Genomic DNA, 25,602 nt, shown 5'->3' with positions numbered 1-25,602 from the left:
TTCCCTCTCGACTGATGGTGTTCGGACTACCCGCGCGGTTGTGGGTGGGGCCGGGCCGGTGAACCGCGCGAACCCCGACCCGGCCGGTCTGGTGTCAGAGAGCGCCCAGGCCCTCCCCGCCGCCTCCCCCGTCGTCGCCGCCGCCGTCGTCGCCGCCACCGCCGTTGTCGTCCTCGGGGCGGGACGGGCCCTTGTAGGTGTAGAAGAGGGTGGCCTTGTCGTTCACCGGGTCGGTGGGGTAGATCGCCACGGTGATCTCGCGCTTGGCGATCTCGGTGGCGTTCTCGGTGGACTCCCCTCGCTCGGCCACCTGCGCGTAGTTGGCCGAGACCGTGCGCTTGAGGATGTCGCCGGTGCGGGTCTCGAAGGCGATCATGAACCTCGCCTGGAGGTCGGGGACGTTGATGTCGCCCTCGAAGGTCCCCCGCTCGCCGAACTCGACGTCGTGGCCGGGGAACATGACGTCGTAGACGGCCTTGTTGTCCTCGAAGGGCAGGAACTTGCGGGTCACCTTGAAGTTGTTGTGGGTGGAGGCGACCAGGATCCCGCCCCAGGCGTAGAGGTCCTCACTCTCGACCTCGAACGTCTCGGTGAAGCCCTCCTCCCCGTCGAGCAGGCCGACCTGCTCCCAGGAGGCGTTGAACGGGCGGCCCTCACGCGGGATCTCGCTGCCCAGCGGGGCGATGTAGACGTCCGCGTACGCCCAGACGCTGGCGTTGTCGGTACTTGCCATCGGGGATGGCTCCCTTCTGCCGGTGATCGTGTGTGTCGGATCCCGCCGGGGCGGGTCGTCAGGGCCGTGTGGCCCGGCGCTGGGTGACCAGCACCGTGAAGGAGGCTCGGTGGTCGGCCAGGTCGCCCTCGTCGTCCACGACGACGCCGTCGACCGGGCGCACGGAGACCACGTCGGCGTCCCCGGGGTGTCCCAGCAGGGCCGCGTGGGCCAGGCGGGCCAGTTCCTTGACGTCGTCGCGGGCGTCGGCCCAGGAGGTCACGCGGACGGCCGCCCGCTGGGTGAGGGACGGTTCGGACTCCGCCGACTCGCAGTGCACCGTCAGTGCGGGGTCCTCGCCGGGCTCCCAGCCTGGTGCGGAGAGCGCCGTGACCGGTGTCCCGGACCACCGGTCCGGGAAGTCGGGCAGCCGTGCGCGCAGGTGCTCCACGACCAGGTCCTCAGCGTCCGCGAAGAGCGGGACGATCATGTTCGTCGTCTCCTGTCCGGTGGGGTTGCGGTGGCGGGTCAGACGAGGTCGCCCGGGTCGGTGACCGGGTCGGGGGAGGCGTCGTCGAGGCCGCCCGACCCGCGCAGGTCGTTGCCGTGTCGCACCAGGTTCCGGCAGGTACCGGTGACGGACAGCCCGGAGTCGCGGCTGTCCACCCCGTTCCCGGTGACGGACAGGCCGTTGGTCCGGTCGCTGGCCCGAATCCCGTACGCGGCGGCCCCTGAGATCCGGTTTCCGGAGACCCTGAGTCCCCCGCCGCCCCGGACGTGCACGCCGGTGCCGCCGACCCCGCTCAGGACGTTGGCGTCCACCACCGCGTCCTCGGTGGACTCCAGGAGGAACCCGGTACCTACGGTTCCGCTCACGGTGTTGCCGGTGACGGTGACGTTGCGGACCGGGCCGCCGGGGTGCCCGGCGCAGCGGACCGCCGGGAGCCCTCCGGTCCCTGTGAGGACGTTGCCGGTGACCACCACGTCCGACAGGGGTCGGGGATGCCCGGTCGGATCGCCCCCGCCCAGGCGTGCGGTGTCGTCCTCCTCGGCGTCGGCCACCGAGACCACGCTCACCCCGCCCGCGCAGTCGAGGAAGGTGTTTCCCTGCACCGTGAGCCGGTCCCACGCACAGGCGTGTACGGCCTCGGCGGAGCAGGACTCGAAGTGGCAGCCCAGGATCCGGATGTCCCCGTGGGAACGGCCGGGTGTGGCGCCGCGGGACCCGATCCCCCGGGGCCAGGGCCCGCTGCCCGGGGTCTGCGAAGCCCCGAAGGAGCAGCCCGACAACACCACGTCGGAGCAGGGGGTGTCGTCGTGGGGGCCGGACTCGTCGAACCCGGAACCCGGCCCGGACGTGCCCAGCCGGACGGCCTCGGACAGGGAGCGGGCGCCCCCGGCGTCGGTGAACCCCTCGAAGCGGACGTCCAGGATCCGGGCACACCGCACCGCGTCGAGTTCCACCGCGTGGTGACCGGGGACGTCGCGGATGACCGTGTCGCGCACGGTGATCCCGAGCGCGTGACCGAACGACAGGACACTGTCGTGGGCGGGGATCCGCAGACCGTTGCCGTCCCAGACACCACCCTCCAACAGGATCCGGCCGTGGCCCGCGTGGCCGGGCGACTCCTGGCCGGGGTCACCGTTGGTGAGCAGGGTCCCCTCTCCGTCCCGCCGCACCACGGCGTCCGGGGCCAGGACGATCCGCGTGTTGGCGTGGACGCGAAGCGGCGGGGCCTGGACGGAGTAGGTGCCGCCGGGGACCCAGACCACTCCGCCGCCGTCCTCCCGGGCACGGTCGAGGGCCGTCTGGAGCGCCCCGGTGTCGTCGGCCCGGCCGTCACCGACCGCTCCGAGTGCCCGTACGTCCCGCACCCCAGCGGGGGCGCCCTCCTCGGGGAGGGCCATGGTCCGGCGTGCTCCCCCGCCGTCGGGACCTGCGGCGGCGGACGCCCCCGGGACCGGTCCCCGGCGCTGGGAGGAGGTGAAGGTGGAACGGACCCTGCGGTGCAGGAGGGACCATTCCCCGGCCAGATCGGGCGGATAGCTGGGCAGGGGCATCAGGGTTCCTCCGCTCCGGGTTCGGTGTCGGGTGGTTCCTCGAAGATGAGCGTGGCGGTGTCCTCCCCCTGGCCCCGGGTGGCCGGGGTGACCTCGATTCCGATCACCCGCCAGGACCGGGAGAAGGAGGGGCTCCCCCTGACGAGGGGGAACCAGTCGTTGACCAGGGTCAGTCGCGCCCTGTCCCCCAGCCGGTCGGGGGTGAGGGTGGTGCGATCGGCCAGACGCACGGTGACCTGGGGGAATCGCACCGAACCCGAGGAGCGGGCGGCCCACCAGCGGGCGTGCTCGTCCAGGGCGGCGGGACTGGTGACCCCGGGGACGTCCACGGTGCGGTCCATCAGGGGCCAACCCGCGCCCTCGAACCGGGGGTCGGACCAGGTCCGGGAGAGAACGGGCTCGGCCTCCTCCTCGGGGGCGGCGTCCGGTGCGTCGCCCCGCGCCCGCCACGAGGTGGCGGCTCCCGAGGCGTCCGCCGGATAGCTCCAGGCCACGACGTTGCCCGGTTGGGTGAAGACGTGCTCGGTCCGGTCCTGGCCCATCTGGTCCTGGACCACGAACTCCCGGACGCGCTCGCCCGCGCGCACCACGGTGCGCACCATCCACTCGGGACCGTCGACGCGAGAGGAGAGATCCTCCAGCGCCTCCCCGAAGGACACGGCGTCGGAGGCCCGGTAGGTGATGGACCGGGGTTCGGCGGCGGCCCCGTCCACGTGGCCGGACTCCTCCGGAATCTCCGGGTCCGGTGGCTCGCCCGGAGTGACCGGCACGAGTCCGATCGGCCGGGGCTCCTCCATGCGCCGCACGAGCTCGCGGGCCAGCCACCGCTGGTCGGCGCCCGCCAGGGTGAGGTCGGTGCGGATCTGACGGTGGTAGAGGTAGCTCTCCAGGGAGGCCCCGGACAGGTCGACGGTGACCCGGCCCCGGTTGTCGCTCTTGGGCTCGGCCGACCAGATCAGATAGGTGCCCCAGATCTGGTCGCCGCGCCACACGTGGACGACGGTGCGGCCGGGGCCCCGCCCGAGGTCGACTTCGCTGCGACCCACCACCCGGGCGACGCGTTCGGCGGTCTCGGGGCCGGTGACCGCGACCGAGCCGCTGAACGTCCCCGGCTGGCAGATCCGCCGGTCGAAGCTCACGCCGGTCAGGTCGAGGTCGGCGATGGGTCTGTCGGTGACCAGGTCGCAGAACTGGTAGCGGTAGAAGGCCATGTCACTCCGCCGCGGCCGCTTCGGGAGGTCCCATGTCGATCGTCTCCTCGGTCCGCTCGACCGCCATCCAGCTCACGGTGAAGGAGGTTCGGGTGTTGCGCGCGAAACGGATCGTGAAGCCGTCCTTGCTCCGGAGGATGGAGGTCATCTCCCTGAGGTTGCCGGGAACACTGCTCACTCCGGTGATGAGGACCGCCGGCGTCTCCTCGAAGGTGCCCGGTTTGAAGGTGACCGCGGCGCTGCCCCGGTAGTAGTCGCCCCCGTTCGGGTCCTCGACCAGCTCATCCGCGGAGACGTTCAGGACCAGACCGGACACGATCCTGGGCCTGCGGATCTCGTGTTCGGGGCCTGCGACCGTGACCCAGGCGTCGCCCTCCCTGACGTAGAGGTCCCTGCTGGAGGTGACGTAGGCCAACGTCCCGTCCGTCACCTCCTCCATCCGGTTCCGGGAGGCGGTGTCGGGAACCCGCACCACACCGCCTGCCACCGAGGTGTAGTCGCGCCGGTCCGCGATGTTCTGGGCCAGTGCGGCCCCCGGTTCCCGCGGCCAGTCGATCCCGCCCTCGCCCGCCGTGGCCCCCTGGGGCACGGTGATCTCGAACAGCGGCAGGTAGGTCTCGTCCGAGTCCGGGTCGACCACCCGGACCTCGGCCTCGGTCTCCCCGGAGTCGTCGTAGGTGTCGTCGCGGATCACCACGCCCACGAGGTCCACGCGATCGCCCTCGGCCGGGCCATCCTCCAGCTCGACCTCGACCGCCTCGGTACTGGCGACGAGATAGGTGCCCTGGTGGGTCGCGGACGCTCCCCGGACCGCGACCACGAACGGAGCGATGGTCGCGGTCATGTCGGAGCCGCTCAGGTCGGCGGTGCCCCTGTCGTGGAAGAGCCCGCTGCGCCGGTCCAGGGCCTCCCCCTCCGCGCTGCCCAGGAGTGCCCCCAGAATGACCCTGTGGTCCTCGGCGGAGGTCGCCCCGGAGCGCAGGGCCAGGGATCGGATGGTCATGTGTTCCTCCAGTCGGTGGACGGCGATGGTCCCGGTGTCACAGGTAGGCGTCGCGCCAGCGGAAGCGGGCCCAGGCCTCGGGTTCCGAGGTCTGGGGCCGGAAGTGGACCGGGTTGCTCCCGGGGGTCAGCGTCCAGTGCTCAGGGGGAACGGACGCGGGCGCGATGTGGTGGAAGCCGTCGAGGCCGTTGAGGAGCACCGTCCCCTGGTCGCAGTCGACGACTAGTCGGTCCGAACCCGCCAGGGTGAGCCCGAACTCCAGGTTGGTTCCGGTCGTGCGGTTGATCAGACGCGGCCGGGAACACGGCCCCGCGACCTCCACCACGGGGTGGGTGGGGCTGTCCCCGTCGTTGAGCAGGTTCGCCCCGCCGCCGTGAGCTGGTCGCCCGTGGTCGAGGGGGTACTCCAACGGGTACTCAAGGCCGTCCTCGCTGGGCTGGGGAGGGTTCACCGTGTTCTGGCGCGCGCTCCCGTACCGGCGCGGATCAGCGCAGGTCCACTGCACCGTGACGATCGGCCGTGCGCTCCGGAAGGCCGGTCCGCCCGGGATCACCCGGGCGGTGACCTGCGCGTGGGCGGTCAGGCTCTCCCCTCCCACACAGATCTCCAGCGGGTGTTGCCGGGCTCCGTCCGTGAGGGTCAGCGCTCGGCGCAGCGGTCGCAGCACCGTGTGCACGTCCGGCAGGGACCCGGCACCGGTCAGCACTCCGACGGCCGTGACCAGACGCTGTCCCGCCAGGGCCGCACCCGGCCAGGCCCCGTGCCGGGCGGCGCGCTCGACGTTGCCGGTCTCGATCTCGGGCAGGTCGTCCCAGCCCTCCAACTCGGTCAGGGCCAGATCGCGTCCGTCGAACAGCAGCTGTCCACGCCAGCGGATCTGTCCCTCCCTGAGTCCGCTCATCACATGCCTCTCGATCGCATCAGGAACATCAGGCGGTCCCCGACCTCGTGCGGCGACATCTCCTCCGTGGCCTCGAACCGCTCGATGTTGACGACCGGTCCGCCCTGGGCCAGCGGGGAGCCGGACAGGCCCGCGGCGTGGTCCCTTACCTCCAGGGAGGCGGGGACCACCCGTTTGGTGATCTCACCGCTGACGTCGCCGAGTTGACCGCGCAGATCGGGGAGACGGTCGTCGATCCCGTCCATGAGGCCGTCCATGATCATCCGGCCGGCCGGGGTGAGCAGCTTCTTGTCGACCCGGGCGGGGCCCTTCCAGCTGGGGATGAAGTCGGTGAGGTCGGAGAGCTTGTCCTTGACCTTCTGCCAGACCTCGTCGATACCGTCGAGGAGGCCCTGAATGATGTTCTTGCCCGCTTTGACCAGGAAGTTCTTCGCGTTGGAGAAGTAGCCCTTGATCGTCTCGGGCAGGTCCCCGACGAACTCCAGGACCGCCTCGATCTTTTCCTCGACCCCCGTGCGCAGGGCCTCGAACTTCTCGACCGCCCACTTGCGGGCGTTCTCGAACGCGTCGCTGATGGCGGTGGCGATGCCGCTGACGATCCCGCCCAGCCGTTCCCGGATCGCTGAGAAGACCGCCCCGATCCGTTCGCGCAGCCCCTCGACCAGCTCCACGACCCAGGTGACGGCGCCCCTGATCGTGTCCAGCACCGTCTGCCAGGCCGAGTCGATCAGCTCGACCACCCAGTCCCAGGCCGCCTGCACGGCACCGGTGACCCGTTCCCAGATGCCGGTGAGGAAGTCGACGATGCTCTGGCCCACCCCCGTGATCTTCTCGACCAGCCAGTCCCAGACCTCGCCGGTCTTCTCCACCAGCCAGTCCCAGGCCTCACCGATGAACGCGGTGATCTCGTCCCAGTAGGTGAACAGGAGGGCGAACGGGTGGTGGGCGAGGATCGTCTTGATCCATTCCCAGGCGGTCTCGATGAGACCGACCAACGTGTCCCAGAAGTCCTCGGCGGCCTCCATCAGCGCCGTCCACATGCCCGGTAACGTCTCCGTGAAGAAGGCCATGACCCCTTCGGCGATCTCCTGCACGAAGGAGAAGATCCCGTCGACGATCTCCCGGAAGGTCTCGGAGTTCTGGTAGGCGTACACGAGTCCGGCGACCAGCGCGCCCAGGGCCGTGACGATCAGGCCGATCGGGTTGGCCCTCATGACCGTGTTGAGCGCCTTCTGCGCCCCGGCCATCAGGTTGCTGCCGATGGCCCCCGCCTTGGCCGCCACCCCGCCCTTGGTCGCGTTCTTGCCGAAGCTGTCGGCCCCGGCACCCGCCGTCCGGTACCCGGTGGCCAGGTCGCGCAGCGCCTGTGTGCCGGTGGAGAACCCCTGGGCGACCACCGGGGCCGCCGCGTCGACGAGCTTGCTGGCCAGCGCTCGGCCGATCTGTTCGCCCGCGGCGGGAAGCGTGGCGCTGAGCGTCTCACCGACCTGTCCGCCGAACGCCTGGACCGCGGGCGGCATGTTCGCCAGACCACTCTCGATCATCTCGTTGGCCCTGTCCGCGAGCAGGGTCCCGCCCTTGCCGCCAGCCTCCCCCGCGCCGTCCGTGACCTTGTCGGTCAGCAGACGCCCGGCCTCGGCCCCCAGGTTCTCGACCACCCCGGGCAGGGCGTCGAGTCCCTGTCCGATGAGGTCGGCCGCCTGGGAGGCGGCCCCCGAGGCGCTGGCCGGGAGCCCGGAGAACATCTCGCTCACCCGCGGGGACACCCCGGAGGTCATGGCCGCGCCGAGCTGGGCCCCGATACTCTGCCCGGCGCTCACCAGGGTGCTGGTCAGGGTGTCCGAGATCTGCTGCCCATAGGCCTGGACGGCCGGGGGCGCGCCGGACAACCCGGAGGAGAGGCGTTCGTTGATGGCACCCGCGAGCTGCTCACTGATCTGGCCCCCCGCATCCCTGCCGACCTGCGGCAGCGACGCGAAGTCCTGTTCCAGCTGCTTCCTGACCTGGTCGCCGATGCTGCTCAGCTCGGGGATCATCTGGACACGCACGGACACGGCGCCGGACATGGCTCACCTCTGCTCGGCCGTCGAGGGGAAACGGCCCTGTGGGCCGGGGACGCATGGGGCGGACGGAAACGACGCGGCCCCGGCGCGGCTGGGCGCGGGCGGGGCGGGGAGCGCGGCCGGAGCGGCTGAACGGCTCTGGGCGACGGTAGGCGCGTCGGACCGTGGAAGGGCCCTGGAAACACGAAAACCCGGCTCCTGGCCGGGTCGGGCACACCTGTGGTGCTCCCCAAAAGCGTGCCACAGCGCACCGGTCCCCCACAAGGGTCCGGACGGATCGGCTCGGAGCGGGCGGGGCGCGAGAGGGCGTGAGCCGAGGTCGACCCCGGTCCTGCCTGGTTCCCGAGCGCCCTTGGGCGACTGACCGTCTGGTCGGGCCGGTCACCTGGCGGCGGCGACCGTCCGACACTTCTCACCTCACCTGCGTGAGTGCGTACTCCATGTGGTGGACGTGTTCCGGACACAGGTGCTCGGCCATGATCCCTTCGAGCCGGAGAAGGTTCTCGTCCCCTTACTGGATTCCGTGTTCCACGACGCTCTCGATCATGAACTCGTTCTCGCACTCGGTCTCGTAGGCACCGAACACGTCCTCCGACTGTTCGTCGGTGAAGGCCCCTCTCCTTTGTTTCTCCACCTCCGCTCTGGGAGCACTTTCGTCGTATCCACCACACCCCGCAATCAACAAGACACCAAGAGACAGAACAATGCGTTTTCTCGCGCCAGAGGCAGAAATCCTCGCAGCCGACCACAATCCCCCAGGAGGACGCCGGAAAGAAGGGTCGTCACCATCGGCCGGAAGGAGAATCCGGGGAACTCCACCGGACAGAAAAGCCAGAACCAGCCGTCCCGTGGCGCCGGACGAAGTTCGTCAGAATGCCATCAGCCGGGGCAGTCCCGCGAAGGGATCCGTGGAGGAGGAGACCGCCCTCCCGCTTCACCGGCGTGCGAACACCCGAACGTTGACAACGGGACCACTCAGGCCCCGACATACACCCCGGATGTGACCCGCCGCACACGTTCTTCCTGTTCGCGGATACGCATTCACACAGATTTCATCTCGACTCGACAACAGGGCCCGTCCCTCACACGGGACACACCCCGGTGCTGCTGATACTGGACAGGCAGGGCTTCTCCCTCAGCCCCCACCGCACACCTGGTGCCCGTCGTACGAACCGAACGGCCCGGCTGACCCCTGCCCTCACCTTTTCGAGCCCGAGGCAGGCCCGTGTCCGTTTCCGCCCTGAACCGCGCCCCCGACCCCGTCACGCCCCACGTGACGCCCCGGCACCGCCGCCGACCCGACATCGAGGGGCTGCGCGCCGTCGCCGCCCTGCTCATCGCCGTTTACCACATCTGGTTCGGCACGGTCTCCGGCGGTGTCGACGTCTTCCTGCTGCTCACCGGCTTCCTCATCACGGGGTCGCTGGTCCGGGCGATGGAGCGCGACGGACGCGTCGACCTCGCCGCCTTCTGGACCAAGCTGGTCAAGCGGCTCTTCCCCGCGGGGGCGGTGGTACTCGGCGCGGTCCTGCTGATGGCCCACGCGTACTTCCCGCGCTCCCAGTGGACCGCCGTCATCGACGACGTGTGGGCGGCGGCGCTCTACTACGGGAACTGGCACCTGGCCCTGGGGTCGGTCGACTACATGGCGGAGAACTCCGCCGCCAGCCCCGTCCAGCACTTCTGGTCCCTGGCCGTGCAGGGGCAGTTCTACCTGCTGTGGCCGGTGCTGATCGGTGTCGCCGCGCTGCTCGCCGTCCGGCTGGGCCGGTCGGTCCGCCGGGGCGCCGCCGTGGCTGTGGGCACGGTGTTCGCGCTCTCGTTCTCCTACTCGCTGTGGATCACCTCGACCGAACCGGTGTGGGCCTACTTCGACACCGGTGCCCGCCTGTGGGAGCTGGCCCTGGGCGGCCTGCTCGCGCTGTTCGTCCACCGGGTGGACCTGCCGGGCTGGGCGCGCGCCGCCGCCGGGTGGATCGGGCTGGTCGCGCTGGTCCTGTGCGGGTTCGTGATCGGCGACTCCCTGCCCTATCCGGGCTACGCCTCCCTGTGGCCCACGCTGGCGGCGCTGCTGATCATCCTCGCGGGCGCGGGCCGAGCGGACAACGGACGCCTGTCCGCGAACCGCCTCCTGTGCGCGCGCCCGCTGACCTGGCTGGGCGGACACGCCTACACCCTCTTCCTGTGGCACTGGCCGGTGCTCGTCCTGCACCTGGAGCTGACCGGGCAGGACCGTCCCACCCTCGGCGGCGGCTTCCTCGTCCTGGGTGTGTCCTTCGCGGCGGCGCTGGCCACCAGCTGGCTGGTGGACGGCGGCGTGGTCCGGGCCACCCGGCGCCTGGGAACCCCGGTGTGGTCGCTCGCGGCGGGCATCCTGTTCGTGGTGCCCGTCCTGGTGGCGGGCTCCCTGTGGGGGCAGTCGATCGAACGCGACCGGCAGTTGCGCACGGAGCTGAGCTCCAACCCGCTCGCCTACCCGGGCGCCGCCGTCCACCTCGACCAGGACCTGGCGCGGAACCTGCCCGCTCTGCCGATCTACCCGGACACGACCACGGTCGCCCGCGACACCATCGACCAGACCCGGGAGTGCAACGCGCTGATCAACCAGCCCGAGGTGGTCTCCTGCGAGTTCGGCGACGTGCGCTCCGACTACACGATCGCCCTGGTGGGCAGTTCCCACGTGCGGCACTGGTTCCAGGCCCTGGAGACCCTCGCCGACCAGCACGGATGGCGGCTGGTGACGATGACCAAGAACGCCTGCCAGTTCAGCGCGCACGAGCAGCAGTACCGCGGGGCGGAGTTCCCCGAGTGCACGCGGTGGAACGACAACGTCATGGCCGCCCTGGAGGTCCTGGAACCGGACACGGTCTTCACACTGGGCTCACTGACCAGCGTGCGCACCGGCCCCGACGAGCACGTCCCCGAGGGCTTCGTGGAGCGCTGGCGCCAGCTCGACGACCGGGGCGTGGACGTCGTCGCGGTCCGCGACACCCCCCGGTTCTCCTTCCGGGTCCCCGACTGCACCGACCGCAACCACCGTTCGGAGTGCTCGGAGCCCAGATCCAACTCCATGGCGGCGCAGGCCCCCTACGAGGAGCTCACCGACGTTCCGCCCAACACCCGGTTCCTGGACATGACCAACTACCTGTGCCAGGACGAGGTCTGCCACGGGGTGATCGGGAACCAGCTGGTGTACTACGACACCAACCACTTCTCCTACTCCTTCTCCCAGTCGCTGGCCATGGTCATGGAGCCCTACTTCCTGGCCGCGGCGGGCCGGGCGCCCGAGGCGGAGCTCACCCTCGCCGAAGCCGCCCTGCCGCTCCAGGAGGCGACGCAGGAGCAGGGCAACCAGTCCTGAGGCTCAGCCGAGCTCGCCCCTCAGCGAGCGCCCGTGCAGGACGCGCAGCCGGTCCACCCAGTCATCGTGCTCGGGCGGGTGGAAGTGGTTCTGTTCGCCCCACTCACGGCTGGGCCGCCGGAAGCGGGTGGCCCGCAGGTCGGCCAGGGTGCCGAACAGTCCGCTGTCCTCGAACACCGCGTTGCCCTGCCCCGGACCCACCCCGAAGTCGGTGAGGACCAGGGTGGGCACCCGGTGCGCGAGGGCCTCGACAACGGCGGGCGAACCCATCGCCACCAGGCCGCGCGCCCGGTCCAGCTGGTCGGACAGCCGTCCGGAGCGGAAAACCAGCACGTGGTCCTCGGCCAGGTCGGCCCGGACCATCGAGCGCCAGCACTCCACGAACGGGTGGCGGTTCCCCGGCTCGTGGCCCAGGTGGACCACGACCTCCAGGTCGGGGCGACTCTCGGCCAGCTCCGTCAGGGCGAGCAGGACGCCCCGGCGCCCCCGCTCGGTGTCCGGAGCCCCGGGATGGGCCGCGTACACCACACGGTCGCGCCGGGTCCCCCGGTCCGCGTTCCCTCGGCTCAGAGGCAGACTGCCCAACCCCACCTCGCCACGGACGCCGAGACGCTCGCCCAAGGCGGAGTACTCGGCGACCTCGCGGCGGCTGTGCGCCACGAGCAGGTCGACCCTGGAGCGGTGCAGCCACTCGCCCTCGGTGGCGGGCAGTGAGAGCGCGGGCAGCGCGGACACCACCACCGGCCGGTACCGGCGCAGCACGGACCTCAGCGAGCAGGACAGTGTCTCCACGAGCGGACCGGAACAGTTGAGCAGCACGACGCCGGGGCGGTGGCGCCGGACCAACGAGCGGATCTGGCGCGCCGTGAGCACCGGCACGCGCAGACCGGCCTGGCGGCTGCCCTCGGTCTCGTCACGGATACGGGCCGGGGAGGGGGTCCGGTCGGTACGGGCCACCGCGAGCCCGACGGTGGTCCCGGCCCCGGAGAGCCGGTCGAGCATGGCCACGGTGAGTCCGACCCGCTCCGAGGTGTCGGCCACCGCCAGGATCGTGGGCGCCCCGACCCGGGTAGCGGGGCGGCTCCCAGTGGGAATGAGGGTCACGAAGCCGTCTCCTTGGCGTTCGGGATGGAGATCCCAGGCTACACACGGAGAGTGACCACTCCGGAACCCATGGTTCGGGAACACGAACGGCGGCCGCACCCTCAGGGGACGGCCGCCGCACGGTGCCGGTGGGCGCGCTACTCGCCCTTCCAGACGGGGTCACGCTTCTCGGCGAAGGCGATCGCCCCCTCCATGGCGTCCTGGCTCACGAACACGGGGCCTGCCAGCTCGTTCTGCCGCTCCCACATCTGGTCCGTGGACCAGTCGTCCGAGGCCTGGATGATCTCCTTGGAGACCTTCAGGGCCAGCGGACCGTTCGGGGTGATCCGGGCGGCCAGGGCGCGAGCGCCCTCCAGAGCGCCGCCGCTCTCGGTGACCTGGTTGACCAGGCCCAGCTCCGCCAGACGCCCAGCGCCGACGAAGTCACCGGTCAGGGCGAACTCCATCGCGATGTTGCGCGGGATGCGGTGCTGGAGGCGCAGCAGGCCGCCAGCTCCCGCGACCAGACCGCGCTTCACCTCGGGGATGCCGAACCTGGCGTCGTCCGCCGCAACGACCAGGTCGCAGGCGAGCACCGCCTCGAACCCGCCCGCCAGGGCGTACCCCTCGACCGCGGCGATCAGCGGCTTCCTCGGGCCGCGCTCGGCGAAACCGCCGAACCCGCGCCCCTCGACCACGGGGACCTCGCCCTTCATGAAGGCCTTGAGGTCCATTCCGGCGCAGAAGGTGCCACCGGCGCCGGTGATGATCGCGACGTTGACGTCCTTGCGGGCGTCCACGTCGTCGAGGGCCTCGGCGATGCGCGCCGCGACCGCCGCGTTCACGGCGTTCTTCGCCTTGGGACGGTTGATGGTGATGACGGCGACGCCGTCCTCAGCCGTGTAGAGAACCTCGTCGGACACGGTGTCCTCCTACTTCGGGGGCATGCGCAGGGCGCCGTCGATCCGGACGACCTCGCCGTTGACGTAGCTGACCTCAAGCAGGGTCCGGGCGAGCTTGCCGAACTCCCTGGCGGTGCCCAGGCGCTTGGGGAAGGGAACCGGGGCGGCCAGGCGCTGCTTGAACTCCTCCGAGCCGGGGCCGTCGCCGTAGATGGGGGTCTCCAGGATGCCGGGGGCGATGGTGTTGACCGTGACGCCGATGGCAGCGAGGTCGCGCGCGGCCGGGAGGGTCATGCCGATCACGCCGCCCTTGGAGGAGGAGTAGGCGATCTGGCCGATCTGGCCCTCAATGCCCGCGAGGGAGGCGGTGTTGAGGATGGAGCCGCGCTCGCCGTCCTCGTTGACCGGCTCGGTCCTGGCGATCTCGGCGGCCGACAGGCGGAGCACGTTGAACGTGCCGATGAGGTTGACCTGGATGACCTTCTGGTAGCTGTCCAGATCGTGGGGGTTGCCGCTGCGGTCCACCGTGCGGGTGGCCCAGCCGATCCCGGCGCAGGAGACCGCGACCCGGAAGGGCTTGCCGGTGTCGACCGCGGCCTGGACGGCGGCCTTGACCTGGTCCTCCTGGGAGACGTCGGTGGAGACGAAGACGCCACCGATCTCCTTGGCGACCGCCTCGCCGCGCTCGGCGTTGAGGTCGGCGACGACGACGGTGGCACCGGCGGAGGCGAGTTCCCTGGCGGTGGCCTCACCGAGGCCACTGGCGCCGCCCGAGACGAGGGCGGAGATTCCGTTGAGATCCATGGCCGCACTCTACAGAGAATGTGACCCGCACACTAGAACCGGGTTCGGTTAATCGCGGGTAACGCTGTGACCTGGACCGTTGGAACCTGCAAGAGCGGGTATCAGCAAGGCGTGTTCTTCTGCCGTCACTCAGCGCTACCTTCCTGTCATGCGAAGAACAGCGACACTGGAGTGGCCCCAGGAATCGACCCAGGAGGATTCGACGGCCGAGCCACTCCCCGACTGGTTCCTCACCCCGCCCGGGGGCTGGACCGCTGATGACATGGACAAACTTCCTCCGGGGGTACCCCGGATGGAACCCATCGACGGAGCGCTCGTCCTGCTTTCCCCCAGACCCGCTTTCACTCGCACGTCATGCGCCACCTGGCCAACGCTCTGGAGGAAGCGGCACCGAAGAACGTCGACATCCTTTTGAGGATGACCATGAAGCTGGGCAAGTACCAGCGCCCCGAGCCCGACATCCTCGTCTACGAGTTCGAGGAGGGGAAGGACGACCACCTCGACTGGTACCGGGCCACCCACGTCCCACCCGAGGACGTGCTCATCGCGATCGAGATCGTCTCCCCGGAGTCCCGGGAGCGGGACCGCACCACCAAACCGATGAAGTACGCGGCGGCCCGGAATCCCGCACTTCTGGCGGATCGAGCAGGAGGACGAAGGGCCCGCCATCCACGTGTACGAGCTCGATGGAACCGCCGCGCCCCGCTACGTCCCGACCACCATCGCCCGGGAACGGCTCAAGCTGGACGTGCCCTTCCCGATCGACGTCGACGTGCGGGCGCTGACCCCTCGGCGCTGAGTCACCACCGGGCCCTGCCCAGGCGCGGCTGTCGGCGACGCCTCCTCCCCCTCGGCAGGGCTTCGCGCGCGAGATCGGCGGCGCCCACCAGCCCCGCCTCGTTGCCCAGGGCTGCGGCCACCACCCGCGCCTCCGGCCGGTAGCCGCGACCGGTCAGACTCTTCGCGAACGCGCCGCGCGCCGGGTCCAGCAGCAGCTCCCCCACCTCGGACACGCCTCCGCCGATCACGAACAGCTCCGGGTCGAAGGCGGCCGCGAGGTTGGCCAACCCCACGCCGAGCCACCCGCCCGCCTCCTCCATCAGCTCACGGCAGGCGCGGTCCCCCTTCCGGGCCAACTCGCTCACCAGCGGCCCGGTGATCAGCGCCGGGTCCCCGCCCACGGCCTGCCGCAGCCCCTGCGCCACCGGAGACTCCGACCTCACCAGCTCACGGGCCTCACGAGTGAGCGCGTTACCGCTGGCGTACTGCTCCCAGCAGCCCCGGTTCCCGCACTCACAGCGGTGTCCGCCAGGCACCACCGTCATGTGACCGAACTCGCCCGCCAACCCGAAGCGCCCACGTCTGAGCTCACCACCCAGGACGATCGCGCCGCCGATCCCGGTCCCCAGGTTCACCACCACGACGTCGTCCACACCCCGCGCCGCTCCGGCCCGCACCTCGGCCCACGCCGAGGCGTTGGCGTCGTTCTCCACCACCACCGGCAGCCCCAGGCGCACCGACAGCGCGTCCCTGAGCGGCTCCTCACGCCATGACAGGTGGGGAGCGAACAGCACCCGGGAACGACGCTCGTCGACGAACCCGGCGGCGCCCACGCCCACGGCCCGCACCCGGTACTCCCTGCGCAGCTCGGACACGACGGACACGATCGTCTCCTCCACCACCGAGGGGCTCTTGCTCCGCTCCGGGGTCTCCGTCCGCAGCCGTGCCAGCACCCTGCCGCCCGGCGTGACCACCCCGGCGGCGACCTTGGTACCGCCGATGTCCACACCGACGGTCAGGGAGTGCCCGTACCGCGCGTCCGTCATCATGCCCGCTCCACTCCACCGGCCGGGGACCGCACGGCCCCGGTCATCCGACCCTAGGGAGCGCCCCCTCCGGGGCCGCCCCACCACACCGCACACACACGAAAACGCGCACCCGGGCCGTTGTCTGCCCGGATGCGCGCAGGGATCGTGGGAGGAGCCCCTACTTGAGGGCGGTGCGCACCACCCCGGCCAGGCGCTCGGCCACGGCCGCCGCCTGCTCCTGTTCGGGGGCCTCCACCATCACGCGGACCTTCGGCTCGGTCCCGCTCGGCCGGATGAGAACCCGGCCGGTCTCGCCCAGCTCGGCCTCGGCCTCGCGGACGGCCGCGGCCAGTTCCTCGGACTCGGCGGCCTTGGACCTGTCCACGTCCGGGACGTTGATGAGGATCTGCGGCAGACGCGTCATGACCTTGGCCAGCTCGGCCAGGCCCTGCCCGCGGTGCGCCATGGCGGCCAGCAGGTGCAGACCGGTCAGCAGGCCGTCGCCGGTGCTGGCGTGGTCCAGCAGGATCACGTGGCCGGACTGCTCACCGCCCAGCCCGAACCCGCCGCGCTTCATCTCCTCCAGCACGTAACGGTCACCGACCGCGGTCTCCACCACGGCGACGCCCTCGCGGGCCATCGCCAGTTTCAGACCGAGGTTGGACATGACCGTCACCACGAGGGTGTCCTTCTCCAGGCGCCCGGCCTCCTTGGCCTCCGTGGCCAGGATCGCCAGGATCTGGTCGCCGTCCACCACGTTGCCCTCGGAGTCCACGGCCAGGCAGCGGTCGGCGTCGCCGTCGTTGGCAATGCCCGCGTCGGCGCCGTGCAGCCGTACCGCTTCCTGGAGAGCTCCCAGGCTGGTGGAACCGCACCCCTGGTTGATGTTGTGGCCGTCCGGCTGGTCACCGATCGCGATGACCTCCGCGCCCGCCCGGCGCAGCGCCTCGGGGGCGACCGTGCTGGCCGCGCCGTGGGCGCAGTCCATGACGACCTTGAGCCCCTCCAGACGGTGCGGCAGGGAGTCCAGGACGTGCTGCGTGTAGCGCTCCGCGCCGTCGTGGGACTCGGTGACGCGGCCGACCGCGTCACCCACGGCGGGGGTCGAGGGCACGCCGAGCATGCCCTCGATCTCCTCCTCCAGGGAGTCCTCAAGCTTCTGCCCGCCCCGGGCGAAGAACTTGATCCCGTTGTCCGGGGCCGGGTTGTGGCTCGCCGAGAGCATCACGCCGAAGTCGGCGCCCAGGGAACCGGTGAGGTACGCCACAGCCGGGGTGGGCAGCACACCGACCTTGACGACGTCCACGCCGGTGCTCGCCAGACCCGCGACGACCGCGGCCTCCAGGAACTCCCCGGACGCACGTGGGTCGCGTCCGACCACGGCCAGCGGTCGACGGTCGCCGTCGGTCGCGGCCAGGACCCGCGCAGCCGCGATGGACAGTTCCAGGGTGAGCGAAGCGGTCAGGTCTCGTCCCGCGAGACCGCGTACGCCATCGGTTCCGAACAGCCGAGCCACAGGCGACAGCCCCTTTCGAAAGCGGCACCGGAGAGAGCCGGCGCCGGTGAAGTTCAGCGTGGCGGAGAAAGCCACCGGAAAAACCAAAAGCCCGTACGCCGTCCCCGACAGAGGGAACGACGTACGGGCGAAAGCTCAGCCGCGCAGGAGTCGGCGCATGAGCATTAGCGCTTGGAGAACTGCGGAGCCTTGCGCGCCTTCTTGAGACCGGCCTTCTTCCGCTCGACCTCACGGTCGTCACGGGTGAGGAAGCCGGCCTTCTTCAGGGTCGGACGGTTGTTCTCGGCGTCCAGGGTCGCCAGCGCACGGGCGATGCCGTGACGCAGGGCGCCGGCCTGGCCACTGGTGCCGCCGCCGTCAAGACGGGCGAAGACGTCGTAGGCGCCGTCGAACCCGAGCGAGACGAACGGGTCCTTGACCGTCTGCTGGTGGACCTTGTCCGGGAAGTAGACATCAAGCGGCTTGCCGTTGATCTTCCACTCGCCCGATCCGGGGGCGATGCGAACGCGGGCGACGGCCTGCTTACGACGACCGGTACCGGCGCTGGGGCCGGACGCGGTGGGAACGTAGGCGGCGGTCGTCTCGTCCGACTCGCTCGTGTACTCGGAGGGGAACTCCTCCGGGTTCTCGGCGATTTCCTGCTCGACGTCTTCGATGCCGGTGGGCTCGACCACGGTTATCCTCGTGCTTCCTGTAAAAGTCTGCGAACGCCTAGGCGGGCTGCTCGATCTTCTTCATTTCGAACGGAACCGGCTGCTGGGCCTGGTGCGGGTGCTCCGCACCGGCGTACACCTTGAGCTTCTTGCCCATCTGACGGCCGAGGGAGCCCTTGGGGAGCATGCCCTTGACGGCCTTCTCGATGGCCCGCTCGGGGTTCTTCTCCAGCAGGTCGGCGTACGCGATCGAACGCAGACCGCCGGGGTAACCGGAGTGCCGGTAGGCCCGCTTCTGCTCCAGCTTCTTGCCGGTCAGGGCGACCTTCTCGGCGTTCACGACAATGACGAAGTCGCCGGTGTCGATGTGGGGCGCGTAGTAGGGCTTGTGCTTGCCCCGAAGCAGCGTGGCGACCTGGCTCGCCATACGCCCGAGCACGAGATCGGTAGCGTCGACAACGTGCCACTGACGCTGGACATCGTTTGGTTTGGGGCTGTATGTGCGCACGATCGTTCGCCTTCGCTCTTCCAGTCGGCTGCCCCATCCCGAACGGGATGGTGGACTCGTATTACGGAACACCCCTACGGGTGCGGGGCCGAACAGCCGCCGCGGGTGCGGGGCTGTTACTTGGCCGGATGTCCCATGTCCAATCAGGACGACCCGGTCGTGAGTGCGCAGACGATGGTGCGTGGATCGGCACCCAGCTTCGGGAGTTTGGGGCCCACGGCAACTCAACGCACAACGACGAAATACCCTACCTGTCCACCCTAACGCAGGTCAAAGCGTGCGTAGGGCCGACCGATGGGATACGTCTGGCGGGAAAGCGCCGGGACGGGTTCACATCCGTGACCTCTCCGCCTTTTATTATGCCTGTCGCCGCGAGTGCTTCGTCCTGCCCTCGCCCGCGCGTTGGTTACCCTTGCACCGAAAGGCCGGTATCCGCCCGGTACCACGGGCGGTGACCCGCACCTTGGAGACGCCCGTCACGATCGCCGTGCGTCCGCCGAACCGGTGAGAAAGCCACGAGGCGGACACAGGCCACGGGCCCGGCGAGCCGCGACCCAGTCCCACTCCCAGAGCCTTCGGAGACTCCCATCAGCACCCATCCGAACCCGCCTCAGTACGGCCCAGACGGACGACCTCTCCAGCCGGAGGCAGGCGACGGTCGGGACCTGCTCGGGGCGCCCTCCCAGTCTGACGGCCAGCATTCCACATCCGGACCGCAGTGGCCGCACGCTTCCCCCGCCGCGGGCCCCTCCGGCCCGCAGTACCCGCCGTACGCCGGTCCGAGTGGCCCGCAGGCGCCGCAGCCCGCTCCGGGTTCTCCCCCGCACGGTCAGTTCCCCCAGCCCCCGCAGGGCGGCACCGGTCCGCAGGGCGTTCCCGGAGTACACAGCGGCCCCCAACCCCCGCAGCACACCGGACCCAGCGGTCCGCAGGGGCCGCCGCACCACGGTGGCCCGCAGCAGGGCGGGGCCCCGTACGGAGCCCCGGCCGGACCCACCGGCGGCCACCCCGGAATGGGACATCTCACTCAGAGCGGCCCCAATGTGCCCCCGGGCGGCCCTCAGGGCCCCGGGCGCCCGGTCACCGGACCCCAGGCGCCGGGCCAGCCCTACCCCGGCCAGCCCCTGCCTCCCGGCGCTCCGCACCCCGGCCAGGGCGCCCCGGTGCCCCCGCACGCGCAGGGCCGTCCGCCGCAGCCCCCGCCCGGACAGCATCCGGGCCAGCACCCCGGCCAGTACCAGGGCCCTCCCGGTCCGCACCCGGGACACCCCGGCACGGGACCCCAGGTTCCGCCCGGCGCGCCCCAGGCGATGCCCACGGGCGGACAGCCGTCCATGCGCGGGCCGATCCCGCCCCCGCCCAACTCCCTTCCGCCCGGCACCCACGGCGCTCCCGGAGGCCCGGGTGCGCCCGGCATGCCCCCGCACGGCGCTCCCTCGGGCGGCAACCGTCCGCCCGCCTACCCCGCGCAGCAGCCCGAGCCGCCCCGGCCCGCCGAGGATCCGGTCTTCCCGACCGACTCCATGGGCGCCACCCAGAACCTGCGCGCGGTCCCGGCCAGCAGCCCCTCCGGCGCCAACCGCCCGCTCTACCGGGACGAGGTGCCCGAGGACGCCGGAGCCGACACCGCCCAGTTCGACGTCCAGAGCGTGCGGGACGCCTACGACGAGTACGACGATTACGACGACTACGACGACCAGCCCGCGCGGAAGCGGCCCCGGAGCCAGATCGTCCTCATGGGCGCGGGTTTCGTGGCCCTGCTGGCGATCGCTGGCGGCGGCGCCTTCTACTTCGGCTCCGGCGGCTCCGGCGCCACGCCGGTCTCCGACGAGGGAGCCGACTCCGGGGCCCTGGCCGCGGACGGCCTCTTCCCCGAGGAGATCGAGGTCGAGGGCCAGGGCACGTTCAGCCGGGTCGCCGTCGACGACAGCGACGACTGCGCCACGGGCACCCATGGCGACTACGGCCAGGTGCTCGCCGACAACGACTGCCGCCAGCTGGTGCGCGCCTCGTACCTGAGCGAGGACCAGAACCACGCGGTCACCGTCGGGATCGCCGCCATGCCGAGCGACTCCGAGGCCGAGACCGCTCTGGGAGCCCAGGACCTGGTCGGCGCGGAGTGGTTCGCGGGCCTGCCCGGCGACGAGGGCACGCCCGCCGAACGCCTCGGCTACTCGGGCGGCCACGGCAGCAGCGGCCAGTGGGGCCGCTACCTCCTCTTCTCCCTGTCCGCCAACAGCGACGGCAGCGACGAGGGCTCCGAGGACGGCGGCGACGCCACCGAACTGCGCGACATCGGTGAGGGGTTCATCGAGAGTGTCCACGGGGCGCTCGCCGACGACCGGGCCTGAGGGGCACCGGCCCCGCACACGAAGACGGCGCCACCCTGGTTGTCCACAGTTCGTGGACCAGGGTGGCGCCGTTCGGTGTTTCCGGCTCTACTTGACCTATCAGGGGGTCTTCGCTCTCCGCCCGCACTCGCATGCCCCGAGACAGCCCCGGGACGCACACTGGCCCCAGCCCGGGGACCTACTAGCTCCGCCCGCACGGGCGTGCCCGGAGACAGCCCCGGAAGGCACACCGCGACCCGGCCCGGGGCCTTCGCCCTCCGCGCGCACAGGCAGGCCCTCGGACGCACGCACGCCCTGAGACTCCGGAAGCCACACCGGGACCCCGCCCCGGGGCTTCCTGCTCCGCCCACACCAGCGTGCCCGCAGACGAGCCCCGGACCCTCCGGCCCCGGGCACAGGCATGCCCGGAGACAGCCCCCAACGGCAACCTGGCCCCAGCCCGGGGAGCCCCTCGGTCCGCCTTCGTCCTCCGCTCCCGCACCGGGGTCCGGGGACTGGTTCGGAAGCCACACCGGGACCGGGCTCGGGACCTTCTCGCTCCGCCCACACCGGCACGCCCGGAGACAACCCCTGACGGCACACCGGGACCCGGCCCGGGGGCCTTCGCCCTCCGCGCGCACAGGCAGGCCCTCGGACGTCACGCACGCCCGAACCCTCCGGTCCCGCACACGCACGCCCTGAGACTCCGGCCCGGGCACACCCAGCCCGCCCTCTACTCCGCGTGCCCCTTGCAGGGGAGCTCGCGCACGCGACGGGTGAGGCTCGCCCTGCCCGCCAGCTCCTCGTCGGCGGGGTAGCGCACCTCCTCCAGGCTCAGCCCCTGCGGACCCACCACGTGCACCGAGGAATCGCGTACGGCGGCGCCCAGGACCCTGCCCGGCCACTCCACCCCCTTGCGTCCGTCCCCCACCGCCAGGAGCGCCCCCACGAGGGCACGCACCATGTTGTGGCAGAAGGCGTCGGCCTGGATCGTCCCGGCGATCAGGTGCGGTTCCTCCCGCACCCACTCCAGGCGCAACAACTCACGGATGGTCGTGGCCCCCTCCCGCTTCTTGCAGAAGGCCGCGAAGTCGTGCTCGCCGACCAACAGGGCGGCGGCCTCGTTCATCCGGTCCACGTCCACCGGGTGCCGGTGCCACAGCACGTCGCGACGCCGCAGCGGCTCCACGCCGTAGGGGGCGTCGCTGATCCGGTACACGTAGCGGCGGAACAGGGGCGAGAAGCGCGCGTCGAACCCCGGCGGCGCCACCCGGACGGCGCTGACCCGCACGTCCCGGGGCAGCACACCGGCGAGCCTGCGCAGCACCCGCTCCCCCTCGTCCTCCCACGTCGCGAGCGGCACGTCCACCTGCGCCACCTGGCCGCGCGCGTGCACACCGGCGTCCGTGCGGCCGGCACACGTCACCGAGGCCGACGGAAGCCGGAGCACCTTCGCCAGCGCGGACTCCAGCTCACCCTGAACGGTGCGCCGGGTCGGCTGGGTCGCCCACCCGGAGAAGTCGGTCCCGTCGTAGGCGATGTCCAGTCGCAGCCGGACGGTCGTTTCGTTCTCGTCCATCCCCACCCCGCATCCCTGGCGCGCCCACCGGACGCGCCAGGGCCACCGGCACCGCCGAGACGGTCCTGCCGGTGACCCGTGAAAAGAAGAAGTGCCCGACCCCCGCGAGGGTCGGGCACTCCACGAGCCTGGCGCGGGCCCTGGGCCCTGCGCACGTCGGCCCTACTTGCTCTCGGAGCTCTCCTCGGTGGCCTCGGGGGCCTCCGTGGTGGTGTCCTCGGCCGTGGCGGTCTCCTCGGCGGGAGCGGCGGCCGGAGCGGCGGGCGCGTTCAGCGCCTCGACCAGCTCGATGATGGCCATCGGGGCGTTGTCGCCCTTACGCGGACCGATCTTGGTGATACGGGTGTAACCACCGGGACGGTTCTCGAAGCGCGGGCCGATCTCGGTGAAGAGCTCGTGCACCACGGACTTGTCCGTGATCTTGGTCAGCACCTGACGACGGGCGTGCAGGTCGCCGCGCTTGCCGAGCGTGATGAGCTTCTCGGCGTACGGACGCAGGCGCTTGGCCTTGGCCTCCGTGGTGCGGATGCGGCCGTGCTGGAACAGCGAGGTGGCGAGGTTCGCCAGGATGTGCCGCTCGTGAGCGGGCCCGGATCCCAGACGGGCGCCCTTGGTAGGCGTGGGCATGGTGTCGTTCTCCTAGTGATGCGGTCCACGGCCGCACTCGGCCGGGGACCTTTGGGCGACGAAGGTTAGTACTGCTCCGTCTCGACGAAGGACTCACCCTCGTCGTCCTCGGAGCCGTAGGAGTCGGCCGCGGTGCTGGGGTCGAATCCGGGCGGGGAGTCCTTCAGGGACAGGCCCATGTCGATGAGCTTCTGCTTGACCTCATCGATGGACTTGGCACCGAAGTTACGGATGTCCAACAGGTCCTGCTCGGAGCGGGCAACCAGCTCACCAACGCTGTGGATGCCCTCACGCTTGAGGCAGTTGTAGGACCGGACCGTGAGGTTGAGGTCCTCGATCGGCAGCGCCAGGTCCGCCGCGAGCGCGGCGTCCGTCGGCGACGGGCCCATGTCGATGCCTTCGGCGTCGACGTTGAGCTCACGCGCCAGACCGAACAGCTCGACCAGGGTCTTGCCCGCGCTGGCCACGGCGTCACGGGGACGGATGGCCGGCTTGGTCTCGATGTCGACGATCAGGCGGTCGAAGTCGGTGCGCTGCTCGACACGGGTGGCCTCGACCTTGTAGGTCACACGCAGCACCGGCGAGTAGATGGAGTCGATCGGGATCCGACCGATCTCCTGGCCCTGCTGCTTGTTCTGCGTCGCAGAGACGTAACCGCGGCCGCGCTCGACCGTCAGCTCCATCTCCAGCTTGCCCTTGCCGTTCAGCGTGGCGATGTGCAGGTCGGGGTTGTGCACCTCGACACCGGCCGGCGGAGCGATGTCCGCGGCGGTCACCACACCGGGGCCCTGCTTGCGCAGGTACATCAGCACCGGCTCGTCGTGCTCGGAGCTGACGACCAGACCCTTGAGGTTGAGGATCATCTCGGTGACGTCCTCCTTGACCCCGGGCACGGTGGTGAACTCGTGCTCGACGCCCTCGATGCGGATGCTGGTGACAGCCGCACCGGGGATGGAGGACAGCAGCGTACGACGGAGAGAGTTACCGATCGTGTAGCCGAAACCCGGCTCCAGCGGCTCGATGACAAACCTCGAACGCAGGTCCGAGACGACTTCCTCGGTGAGCGTGGGACGCTGTGCGATCAACATGGTCCGTGACTTCCCTTCCACATGGCCGCCCGCTATTTGACGGCCACCGGACGGACACCACCGGAGCGGTGGCGTCCCCTGTTCGGATTCCTACCCGGTCCGCCCCGCTTACCCACAGGGGGCGGTGGCGGACCGCACCACGGGGTGCCCGCGCGGTAGGAGGCGCGGGCACCGGTGCCAATCAGACGCGGCGGCGCTTCGGCGGGCGGCAGCCGTTGTGCGGAACCGGGGTGACGTCCTGGATGGAGCCCACCTCGAGACCGGTCGCCTGAAGCGAACGGATGGCGGTCTCCCGGCCGGAACCCGGGCCCTTCACGAAGACGTCGACCTTGCGGACACCGTGCTCCTGGGCGCGGCGGGCAGCGGCCTCGGCGGCCATCTGCGCGGCGTAGGGGGTGGACTTACGCGACCCCTTGAAGCCGACCTGGCCCGAGCTGGCCCAGGCGATCACCGCACCGGTGGGGTCGGTGATGCTCACGATCGTGTTGTTGAACGTGCTCTTGATGTGAGCGTGCCCGTGGGCAATGTTCTTCTTTTCCTTGCGGCGCACCTTGCGCGCGGCACCCTGACGGCCCTTAGGCGGCATGAGCGAAACTCCCAGAGATCATCGGTCCGTGTGCATCTTCTCGGACGCGGTTGACAGGTCCGAGGCGGACTACTTCTTGCCGGCCTTCTTCTTGCCGGCCACGGTCTTCTTCTTGCCCTTGCGGGTACGGGCGTTGGTCTGCGTGCGCTGACCGCGGACCGGAAGGCCACGACGGTGGCGAATGCCCTGGTAGCTACCGATCTCCATCTTGCGACGGATGTCGGCCTGGACCTCGCGACGCAGGTCACCCTCGACCTGGTAGTTGGCGTCGATCCACTCGCGCAGCTTGACCAGGTCCTCTTCGGACAGCTGGTAGACGCGGGTGTTCCCGTCGACACCGGTGTTCTTCAGGGTTTCGAGGGCGCGGGTACGGCCAACCCCGAAAACGTAAGTGAGAGCGATCTCCACCCGCTTGTCGCGGGGGAGGTCAACGCCGGCAATACGTGCCATGTGGGCGAGACTCCATCCATGCATATGCGGAGGTCTGACCCGTTCCATCCTCTCGTCGCCCAATCGACGAGGCCCCGGCCTCCGACCGGGGGTTCTCCCCCGCGCGTCCTTGACGGCGGGAGATCGGAACAGGTTTTCGTTGTTTCACGTGCCCGGCTGGGGTGGTACCCCACCGGGTCCTCGCTGTGCGGAAGCCGCGACGAGCGAACCGGGGAGCTAGCCCTGGCGCTGCTTGTGGCGCGGGTCCGAGCAAATGACCATGATCCGACGGTTACGACGGATCACGCGGCACTTCGCGCAGATCTTCTTCACGCTCGGCTTGACCTTCATGGTGACTCCGAACTCATCACATCACC

23 protein-coding genes and 1 pseudogene are annotated in these 25,602 nt (G+C 70.7%); 3 read left to right on the top strand and 21 right to left on the bottom strand.

The features are described from left to right. Positions 1-94 precede the first annotated feature (94 nt). The 8 genes from KBX21_RS04000 to KBX21_RS26860 form a co-directional block, all read right to left on the bottom strand. Positions 95-733 carry a hypothetical protein gene (locus tag KBX21_RS04000; RefSeq protein ID WP_210841004.1) on the bottom strand — a complete coding sequence of 213 codons (639 nt, stop codon included), beginning with the start codon at positions 731-733 and terminating at the stop codon, positions 95-97. A 58-nt stretch (positions 734-791) separates the two neighbouring features. Further along, complete coding sequence (locus KBX21_RS03995; protein ID WP_210841003.1) at positions 792-1,202, bottom strand: hypothetical protein; 411 nt, start codon at positions 1,200-1,202, stop codon at positions 792-794. 38 nt (positions 1,203-1,240) lie between these two features. Further along, on the bottom strand, positions 1,241-2,773 hold the full coding sequence (locus tag KBX21_RS03990; RefSeq protein WP_210841002.1) for a right-handed parallel beta-helix repeat-containing protein: 1,533 nt from the start codon (positions 2,771-2,773) through the stop codon (positions 1,241-1,243). Continuing rightward, entirely contained in the window at positions 2,773-3,984 is a 1,212-nt protein-coding gene (locus KBX21_RS03985) for a hypothetical protein (protein ID WP_210841001.1), read from the bottom strand. The genes KBX21_RS03990 and KBX21_RS03985 overlap by 1 nt, the downstream gene beginning before the upstream one ends. A 1-nt stretch (position 3,985) precedes the next feature. Continuing rightward, a complete protein-coding gene (locus tag KBX21_RS03980) occupies positions 3,986-4,987 on the bottom strand; it encodes a hypothetical protein (protein WP_210841000.1) in 1,002 nt (333 codons plus the stop codon). Positions 4,988-5,024: 37 nt separating this feature from the next. Continuing rightward, positions 5,025-5,888, bottom strand: coding sequence for a phage tail domain-containing protein (locus KBX21_RS03975; RefSeq protein ID WP_210840999.1), 864 nt, complete (start codon positions 5,886-5,888; stop codon positions 5,025-5,027). Further along, the gene (locus KBX21_RS03970) at positions 5,888-7,954 is read right to left on the bottom strand and encodes a hypothetical protein (protein ID WP_210840998.1); all 2,067 of its coding nucleotides are present in this window, start codon (positions 7,952-7,954) and stop codon (positions 5,888-5,890) included. Before KBX21_RS03970 ends, KBX21_RS03975 begins: the two co-directional genes overlap by 1 nt. Positions 7,955-8,462: 508 nt before the next feature. Beyond that, on the bottom strand, positions 8,463-8,585 hold the full coding sequence (locus KBX21_RS26860) for a hypothetical protein (RefSeq protein ID WP_282104498.1): 123 nt from the start codon (positions 8,583-8,585) through the stop codon (positions 8,463-8,465). A 591-nt stretch (positions 8,586-9,176) separates the two neighbouring features. Between KBX21_RS26860 and KBX21_RS03965 the strand changes: the two genes are divergently transcribed. Continuing rightward, positions 9,177-11,312, top strand: a complete 2,136-nt coding sequence (locus KBX21_RS03965) for an acyltransferase family protein (protein ID WP_210840997.1) — start codon at positions 9,177-9,179, stop codon at positions 11,310-11,312. Positions 11,313-11,315: 3 nt separating this feature from the next. On the opposite strand, the gene KBX21_RS03960 is transcribed toward KBX21_RS03965, so the two are convergent. The 3 genes from KBX21_RS03960 to KBX21_RS03950 form a co-directional block, all read right to left on the bottom strand. Next, complete coding sequence (locus tag KBX21_RS03960; RefSeq protein ID WP_210840996.1) at positions 11,316-12,416, bottom strand: DUF6716 putative glycosyltransferase; 1,101 nt, start codon at positions 12,414-12,416, stop codon at positions 11,316-11,318. Between the two features lie 137 nt (positions 12,417-12,553). Further along, the gene (locus KBX21_RS03955; RefSeq protein WP_049569113.1) at positions 12,554-13,318 is read right to left on the bottom strand and encodes a crotonase/enoyl-CoA hydratase family protein; all 765 of its coding nucleotides are present in this window, start codon (positions 13,316-13,318) and stop codon (positions 12,554-12,556) included. Positions 13,319-13,327: 9 nt separating this feature from the next. After that, a complete protein-coding gene (locus KBX21_RS03950; RefSeq protein WP_210840995.1) occupies positions 13,328-14,101 on the bottom strand; it encodes an SDR family NAD(P)-dependent oxidoreductase in 774 nt (257 codons plus the stop codon). A 262-nt stretch (positions 14,102-14,363) separates the two neighbouring features. Here KBX21_RS03950 and KBX21_RS03945 point away from each other — a divergent pair. Continuing rightward, a pseudogene (locus tag KBX21_RS03945) lies at positions 14,364-14,900 on the top strand (Uma2 family endonuclease). A 1-nt stretch (position 14,901) separates the two neighbouring features. Here the strand turns inward: KBX21_RS03945 and KBX21_RS03940 are convergent. The 4 genes from KBX21_RS03940 to rplM form a co-directional block, all read right to left on the bottom strand. Next, positions 14,902-15,930, bottom strand: coding sequence for an ROK family glucokinase (locus tag KBX21_RS03940; RefSeq protein WP_049569119.1), 1,029 nt, complete (start codon positions 15,928-15,930; stop codon positions 14,902-14,904). 157 nt (positions 15,931-16,087) lie between these two features. Continuing rightward, entirely contained in the window at positions 16,088-17,425 is a 1,338-nt protein-coding gene (gene glmM, locus KBX21_RS03935) for a phosphoglucosamine mutase (protein ID WP_049569122.1), read from the bottom strand. A 164-nt stretch (positions 17,426-17,589) separates the two neighbouring features. Beyond that, complete coding sequence (rpsI, locus tag KBX21_RS03930; RefSeq protein ID WP_017542976.1) at positions 17,590-18,099, bottom strand: 30S ribosomal protein S9; 510 nt, start codon at positions 18,097-18,099, stop codon at positions 17,590-17,592. A gap of 37 nt (positions 18,100-18,136) precedes the next feature. Beyond that, the gene (gene rplM, locus KBX21_RS03925; RefSeq protein WP_210840994.1) at positions 18,137-18,586 is read right to left on the bottom strand and encodes a 50S ribosomal protein L13; all 450 of its coding nucleotides are present in this window, start codon (positions 18,584-18,586) and stop codon (positions 18,137-18,139) included. 1,334 nt (positions 18,587-19,920) lie between these two features. On the opposite strand from rplM, the gene KBX21_RS03920 reads away from it, so the two are divergent. After that, positions 19,921-20,937: a hypothetical protein gene (locus KBX21_RS03920; protein WP_307869144.1), complete on the top strand. Its 1,017-nt coding sequence runs from the start codon at positions 19,921-19,923 to the stop codon at positions 20,935-20,937. A 712-nt stretch (positions 20,938-21,649) separates the two neighbouring features. Here the strand turns inward: KBX21_RS03920 and truA are convergent. The 6 genes from truA to rpmJ all read right to left on the bottom strand — a co-directional run bounded on the left by truA (position 21,650) and on the right by rpmJ (position 25,576). Beyond that, complete coding sequence (gene truA / locus KBX21_RS03915) at positions 21,650-22,495, bottom strand: tRNA pseudouridine(38-40) synthase TruA (RefSeq protein ID WP_049569129.1); 846 nt, start codon at positions 22,493-22,495, stop codon at positions 21,650-21,652. A gap of 162 nt (positions 22,496-22,657) precedes the next feature. Next, on the bottom strand, positions 22,658-23,122 hold the full coding sequence (rplQ, locus tag KBX21_RS03910) for a 50S ribosomal protein L17 (protein WP_049569132.1): 465 nt from the start codon (positions 23,120-23,122) through the stop codon (positions 22,658-22,660). 65 nt (positions 23,123-23,187) lie between these two features. Continuing rightward, positions 23,188-24,210, bottom strand: a complete 1,023-nt coding sequence (locus KBX21_RS03905) for a DNA-directed RNA polymerase subunit alpha (protein WP_017542981.1) — start codon at positions 24,208-24,210, stop codon at positions 23,188-23,190. 181 nt (positions 24,211-24,391) lie between these two features. Continuing rightward, complete coding sequence (gene rpsK / locus KBX21_RS03900; RefSeq protein ID WP_017542982.1) at positions 24,392-24,796, bottom strand: 30S ribosomal protein S11; 405 nt, start codon at positions 24,794-24,796, stop codon at positions 24,392-24,394. Between the two features lie 69 nt (positions 24,797-24,865). Continuing rightward, positions 24,866-25,246: a 30S ribosomal protein S13 gene (gene rpsM / locus KBX21_RS03895; protein ID WP_017542983.1), complete on the bottom strand. Its 381-nt coding sequence runs from the start codon at positions 25,244-25,246 to the stop codon at positions 24,866-24,868. Positions 25,247-25,462: 216 nt separating this feature from the next. Next, the gene (rpmJ, locus tag KBX21_RS03890; RefSeq protein ID WP_082206327.1) at positions 25,463-25,576 is read right to left on the bottom strand and encodes a 50S ribosomal protein L36; all 114 of its coding nucleotides are present in this window, start codon (positions 25,574-25,576) and stop codon (positions 25,463-25,465) included. Positions 25,577-25,602 lie beyond the last annotated feature (26 nt).

This window comes from Nocardiopsis sp. B62 (assembly GCF_018070675.1).
GTDB classification, from domain to species: Bacteria; Actinomycetota; Actinomycetes; order Streptosporangiales; family Streptosporangiaceae; genus Nocardiopsis; species Nocardiopsis prasina.
Note: the sequence above shows the minus strand (reverse complement) of the source record. Positions and strands in the feature narration are given on the sequence as shown.